This is a genomic window from Streptomyces silaceus (assembly GCF_001419745.1).
Classification (GTDB): Bacteria; Actinomycetota; Actinomycetes; order Streptomycetales; family Streptomycetaceae; genus Streptomyces; species Streptomyces silaceus.
This window is the reverse complement of the sequence record NZ_LIRJ01000571.1, coordinates 1-4875: the sequence shown is the minus strand read 5'-3', so window position 1 is coordinate 4875 and position 4875 is coordinate 1. Positions and strand designations below refer to the sequence as shown.

At 75.6% G+C, this 4875-nt stretch carries 5 protein-coding genes; 1 reads left to right on the top strand and 4 read right to left on the bottom strand.

The window, feature by feature from the left end; genetic code table 11:
• Both AOK22_RS36840 and AOK22_RS36835 read right to left on the bottom strand, forming a co-directional pair.
• Positions 1–1124 (bottom strand): aldehyde dehydrogenase family protein (locus AOK22_RS36840; protein WP_055703020.1); only part of this gene is annotated, 1124 nt, incomplete at its 3' end.
• Positions 1121–2335, bottom strand: a complete 1215-nt coding sequence (locus tag AOK22_RS36835; protein WP_055703019.1) for a M20 family metallopeptidase — start codon at positions 2333–2335, stop codon at positions 1121–1123. The genes AOK22_RS36840 and AOK22_RS36835, both read right to left, overlap by 4 nt.
• Before the next feature lie 156 nt (positions 2336–2491).
• On the opposite strand from AOK22_RS36835, the gene AOK22_RS36830 reads away from it, so the two are divergent.
• Complete coding sequence (locus AOK22_RS36830; RefSeq protein ID WP_055703018.1) at positions 2492–3262, top strand: FadR/GntR family transcriptional regulator; 771 nt, start codon at positions 2492–2494, stop codon at positions 3260–3262.
• Positions 3263–3338: 76 nt separating this feature from the next.
• Here the strand turns inward: AOK22_RS36830 and AOK22_RS36825 are convergent, their stop codons facing one another.
• Positions 3339–3875 carry a MarR family winged helix-turn-helix transcriptional regulator gene (locus tag AOK22_RS36825; protein ID WP_055703017.1) on the bottom strand — a complete coding sequence of 179 codons (537 nt, stop codon included), beginning with the start codon at positions 3873–3875 and terminating at the stop codon, positions 3339–3341.
• Positions 3872–4875 (bottom strand): FUSC family protein (locus AOK22_RS36820; protein ID WP_208606498.1); only part of this gene is annotated, 1004 nt, incomplete at its 5' end. The genes AOK22_RS36820 and AOK22_RS36825, both read right to left, overlap by 4 nt.

Genomic DNA, 4875 nt, shown 5'->3' with positions numbered 1-4875 from the left:
GGCTCCCCGTCGGGCACGTCCGCGAGGAGCGTCGGCGCCAGGCAGCGGCCCGCGCGGGTGCCCCCGGCGACCACGCGGGCCCCCGCCGCGCGCGCCCGCGCCACCCAGTCGAGGACGCGCTCGGTGGCCGCCTGGTCGATGAGCGCGGCCACCCGTGTGTCCGGATCGCGCGGATCGCCGACGCGTACCTCCGGCAGCCGCTCGGCGATCCGCTTCTCCAGGGCCCCGGCGACCGCGTCGACGGCGACGACCCGCTGGACGGAGATGCAGGCCTGGCCGGACGCGTAGTAGCCGCCGCGCACCACCGCGTCCGCCGCCGCGTCGAGATCGGCGTCGGCCGCGACGACGAGCGCCGCGTTGGAGCCGAGTTCCAGGACGACCTTGCGGGGCGCGGCGTCGCGCGCGATGCGGTGGCCGACGGTGGCAGAGCCGGTGAAGGAGACGGCGGCGACGTCGGGGTGGGTGGTGAGCGCGCGGCCCACTTCCTCGTCGCCGGTGACCAGTTGGACCGCCCCGGCGGGCGCGCCCGCGGCGGTCAGGCGCTCGCGGACGAGGTGGACGAGGCGCAGCGTGGCCAGGGGGGTCGCGGGCGCGGGCTTGACGATCACCGGGCAGCCCGCCGCGAGGGCGGGCGCGACCTTGTGCGAGGCGAGCAGGACGGGGTAGTTGAAGCCCGCGATGCCGACGACGACGCCGACGGGCCGCCGGGTCCAGAACCCGAAGAGCCCCTCACCCGCCGGCTGGATGTCCAGCGGCACGGTCTCGCCGCGCACCTGGGCCACCTCGTCGGCGGCGGCCTGCCAGGTGGCCACGGCGCGGCGCATCTCCACCTCGCAGTCGACGCGTGGCTTGCCGGTCTCCAGGACGAGCAGGTCGACGTACGCGGGCAGCGCGTCGGCGAGTTCCGCGGCGACCTCGGCGAGCACGCGGCGCCGCACGTGCGCGGGGAGCGCGCCGACCCGGCGGCGCAGGCCCGCCGCGTGGGCGACGGCGCGCTCTGCGAGGGTCGCGTCGCCGACGGGCGCCTCGCCGATCTCGCCGCCGTCGTGGGGGAAGATGACGGGTGCGCGGCCGGGCGCCGGGATCCACCCGTCGCCGACGGGAAGCCCTTCGGGGTACGTCACCGGGCACCCCCGGTGAGGAAGGCACGGGCCGCGGCCGCGTAGACGCGCGCGTACTCGGCGATCTCGCGCACCTCGACGTACTCGTCCTTCTGGTGCGCGATCCACTTGCCGCCGGGGCCGTAGACGACGGTGGGCAGGCCCGCGTCGCGGGTCAGGATCGTGCCGTCCGTGGTGCCGGGCACGGCGCCGAACGGCGGTTTCCTGCCGTGGACCTGGAGATGCGCGTCGACCAGGGCCGTCACCACGGGGTGGTCCTCGGCGATCTCGACGGCGGGCCGGTCGTCGACGACGGTCAGGCCGACGGACACGCCGACCCCGCCCGCCGCGTCCTCGGCCGACTGCCTCACGCGGTCGATGAGTTCGGCGTGGTCGGTGCCGGGCACGGTGCGCACGTCGACGCCGACGACGGCGTGGGCGGGGATGACGTTGAGCTGGTCGGGGTCGCCGCCGAGCAGCACGGTCGGGGTGACGGTGACGCTGCCCGCGTGCGGGTGCGTGCCGTAGCGCTCCTGGGCCCACTCCTGGACGCCGGCGAGCGCGTCGACGACACGGGCTCCGGCGACGACGGGGCTCCTGGCCTCCTGCGGCATCGCGCCGTGCGCCATCACGCCGTGCAGGTCGAGGCGGAGCCGGATGCCGCCGCGGGCGGAGGTGCACACCTCGTATCCCTCGGGCTCGCACACGACGACGCCGTCCACCTCACGCGCGAGCGGTGAGGCGGCGAAGGCCTTCGCGCCGAGCATCAGGCCCTCCTCGTCGCAGAGCACACCGACGACGACGCGGCCGGGGAAGGGCCCGGCGAGCTGGAGGGCGCGCACGGCGTGGATCATCGCGGCGACACCGGACTTCATGTCGGCCGCGCCGCGTCCCCACAGTTTCCCGTCGCGGATCTCCGCGCCGTACGGGTCGACGCTCCAGTCGGCCGGATCGCCCTCGGTGACGACGTCGATGTGCCCCTCGAACATGAGGGTGGGGCCGTCGCCTCCGCCGCCCTCGACGACCGCGACGGTGTTGGGGCGTCCGGGGGCGACCTCGACGACGTCGTAGGTCCAGCCGAACGCGTCGAAGAGGCGCTGGACGAGGAGCGCGGCGGGCTGTTCGACCTCGGCCGCTCCGGCGGCGTTCACGGTGCGCAGCCGCACCAGGTCCCGGGTGAGGGCGATCGCGGCTTCGGTGTCGACGGCGGGGACGGTCGGGGGTGCGGTGGCCATGGAGGACCTCCAAGTCGTCCTGCTGAGTGCGGCGTTCACGGCCTGCTGGTCAGCTGGTCAGACCAGTTGAATTCCCGTACTCTGCCCGCACGTTCAGCCCCGGGTCAACCATCAGATCTTGGTCGGTCCGCACCGCATACCCACCGTGGAGGGACCATGACCGCCGACGACGACCTCTTCCGGCCGGTCACGCCCGTGCGCGCCTATCAGCGGGTGGCGGAGCAGATCGAGGAGCACATCCTCAGCGGCGAACTCCCGCCCGGCGCACGGCTTCCCGGGGAGCGCGAGCTCGTCCAGCGGTTCGGCGTGGGACGCTCCACGGTGCGCGAGGCGCTGCGCGTGCTGCAGTCGGCGGGCCTGATCCGCTCCCGCCCGGGGGATCCGCTCGGTGCCGAGGTGCTGGGCGTCTCGCCGGACAACCTGAGCCGGGCGCTCGGGCGGCTCACCCGCTCCCGCGTGGCCTCGCTCGGCGAACTGGTCCAGTTCCGGATGGTGCTGGACGCGGAGAGCAACCGGCTGGCGGCGCGGCTGCACACGCCGGAGGACATCGCCCGCATGCGGGAGCAGATCGCCCGCATGGAGGCGCTGAGCGCCTCGCCCGCGGGGCTGCACTCCTTCAGCGAGGCCGACGCGCTCTTCCACCGCGCGATCGCGGAGGCGAGCCGCAACTCCCTGCTCGGCCTGTGCGCCCGCGCCGTGCACGAGGCCGTCGTGGAGATCATCGAGAAGAAGATCTCCGGCGTCCCGGACCCGACCCCCTGGATGCGCCGCTCGATCGCCCACCACCGCGAGGTACTGGCCGCGATCGAGGCGGGCGACAGCGCGGCGGCGGCCCGCCTGGCCCGGGTGGCGCTGCACGCGTACTACGCGGAGCATGTGGAGCCGGAGACGCGGGAGTTGCTGTCGGCGGCGGTGGCGGACGACTGAGGTCCACCGGAGCCGGCCGAACCCCCGGGTCCACCGGCGCCGGCCGAGCACCCGGGGTCGGCCGCGGCAGCGCCACTCAGCCCCGCCGTACCCCCATCCGCCCCTCCAGCTGCGCCAGCAACTCGCCGAGCAGTCCGCTCAGTTTCCCCTGCCCCTCGCCGTCGAGCACCGAAAGGACCACGGTCTCGTACGCGAGCTGCTCCGGCAGGATCGCGTCGACCAGGTCGCGTCCGGCGTCGGTCAGGCGGACGTGCGCGACGCGGCGGTCGCGGGCGTCGACGCGGCGGTCGACCAGCTCGCGCTCCTGGAGCTGCTTGAGCCGCTTGGTGACCGCGGCGCCGGAGGAGAACGTCTCGCGGGCCAGCTCGCCGGGCGTCAGCTCGTGGCCGGTGCGGCGCAACGCGCCGAGCAGGTCGAACTCGGCGCGCGTCAGGCCCGCCCGGCGCAGCGGGGCGTCCTCGGCCTGCTGGAGGAGGGCCGCGCAGCGGTTGATGCGGCCGATGACCTCCATCGGCCCGGTGTCGATGTCGGGGCGCACCGTCTGCCACTGCCGCACCACCGCGGCCACGGTGTCCGCACCGAGGCCCGCCACCGGACCGTTCTCTTCGTTCATGCTCGTGCGCCCTCCCAGGCGTCGGCGGCCCCCGCGCGGGGCCGCGTCCCCTGACCGTTCTCACCGCTCTGTCGTCGGACCGTCGCCGCGAGCGTACGGTGTCCTGCGCGTTCGGCGTCGACCACCCGCTGCTCGGGCAGGGCGCGCTGCCACCATTCCCCGGCGGCCGCGTCGGCGGAGGCGCGCAGGTCGACGAGGGCGGCGGTGAGCCGGCGCCGCGCGGGTTCGACCGCGCCCGCGCCGGAGAGGCTGGCCTCGGCGTGCTCCCTGGCCCGGTCGGTGGCCACGATGGCCCGTTCGATGTGGTCGGCGGCGCGCCGGTTGGTGACGAGGACGGCGGCGACGACGCCGAGCACGGCGCCGACGAGGGTGTCGACGACCCGGTCCAGGATCAGCTCGCCGGGCTGCTGGAACCGCGCGAACTCGGTGACGAGCAGCGCCATCGGCGTCACGCACACGCTGCCGAGCCAGTAGTTCCTGGTGATCAGCGCCTCCGCGCCGAAGGCCAGGACGAGACAGCTGACGATGAGTTCGGCGTGCCCGAGGTGCGCGAAGGGGGCGATGGCGGCGAAGGCGAGCACGCCGACGAGGTTGCCGACCACGCGCTGCACGCCCCGGTTCCAGGTGAGGGTGACGTTGGCCTGGTAGAGGGAGGCGGCGGTGACCAGCGCCCAGTAGGGGCGGCCGATGCCGAGCGCGAGCGAGCCGTACCCGGCGAGGGCGCAGCCGACGGCGGTGCGCAGCCCGACGGGCAGCAGCGGCGAACCGGGTCCGATGCGCCGCCACAGCGACACCGTGGGCCCGGCGAGTTCGGCGTCCACGCCGAGGAGTTCGTCCGCCTCGCCGGGACGTACGCCGCCGGGGCGCGGTACGGCGCCGGTGCCGCGCAGCCCGGCGGCCCAGGCGCGCAGGGCGGCGGGGTCCGCGGCGGCGGGCGCCGCGAGGGTCTCCTCGGCGCGCACGACGAGGCGGGCCAGGGCGTGCCGGGCGGCGGCGCCAC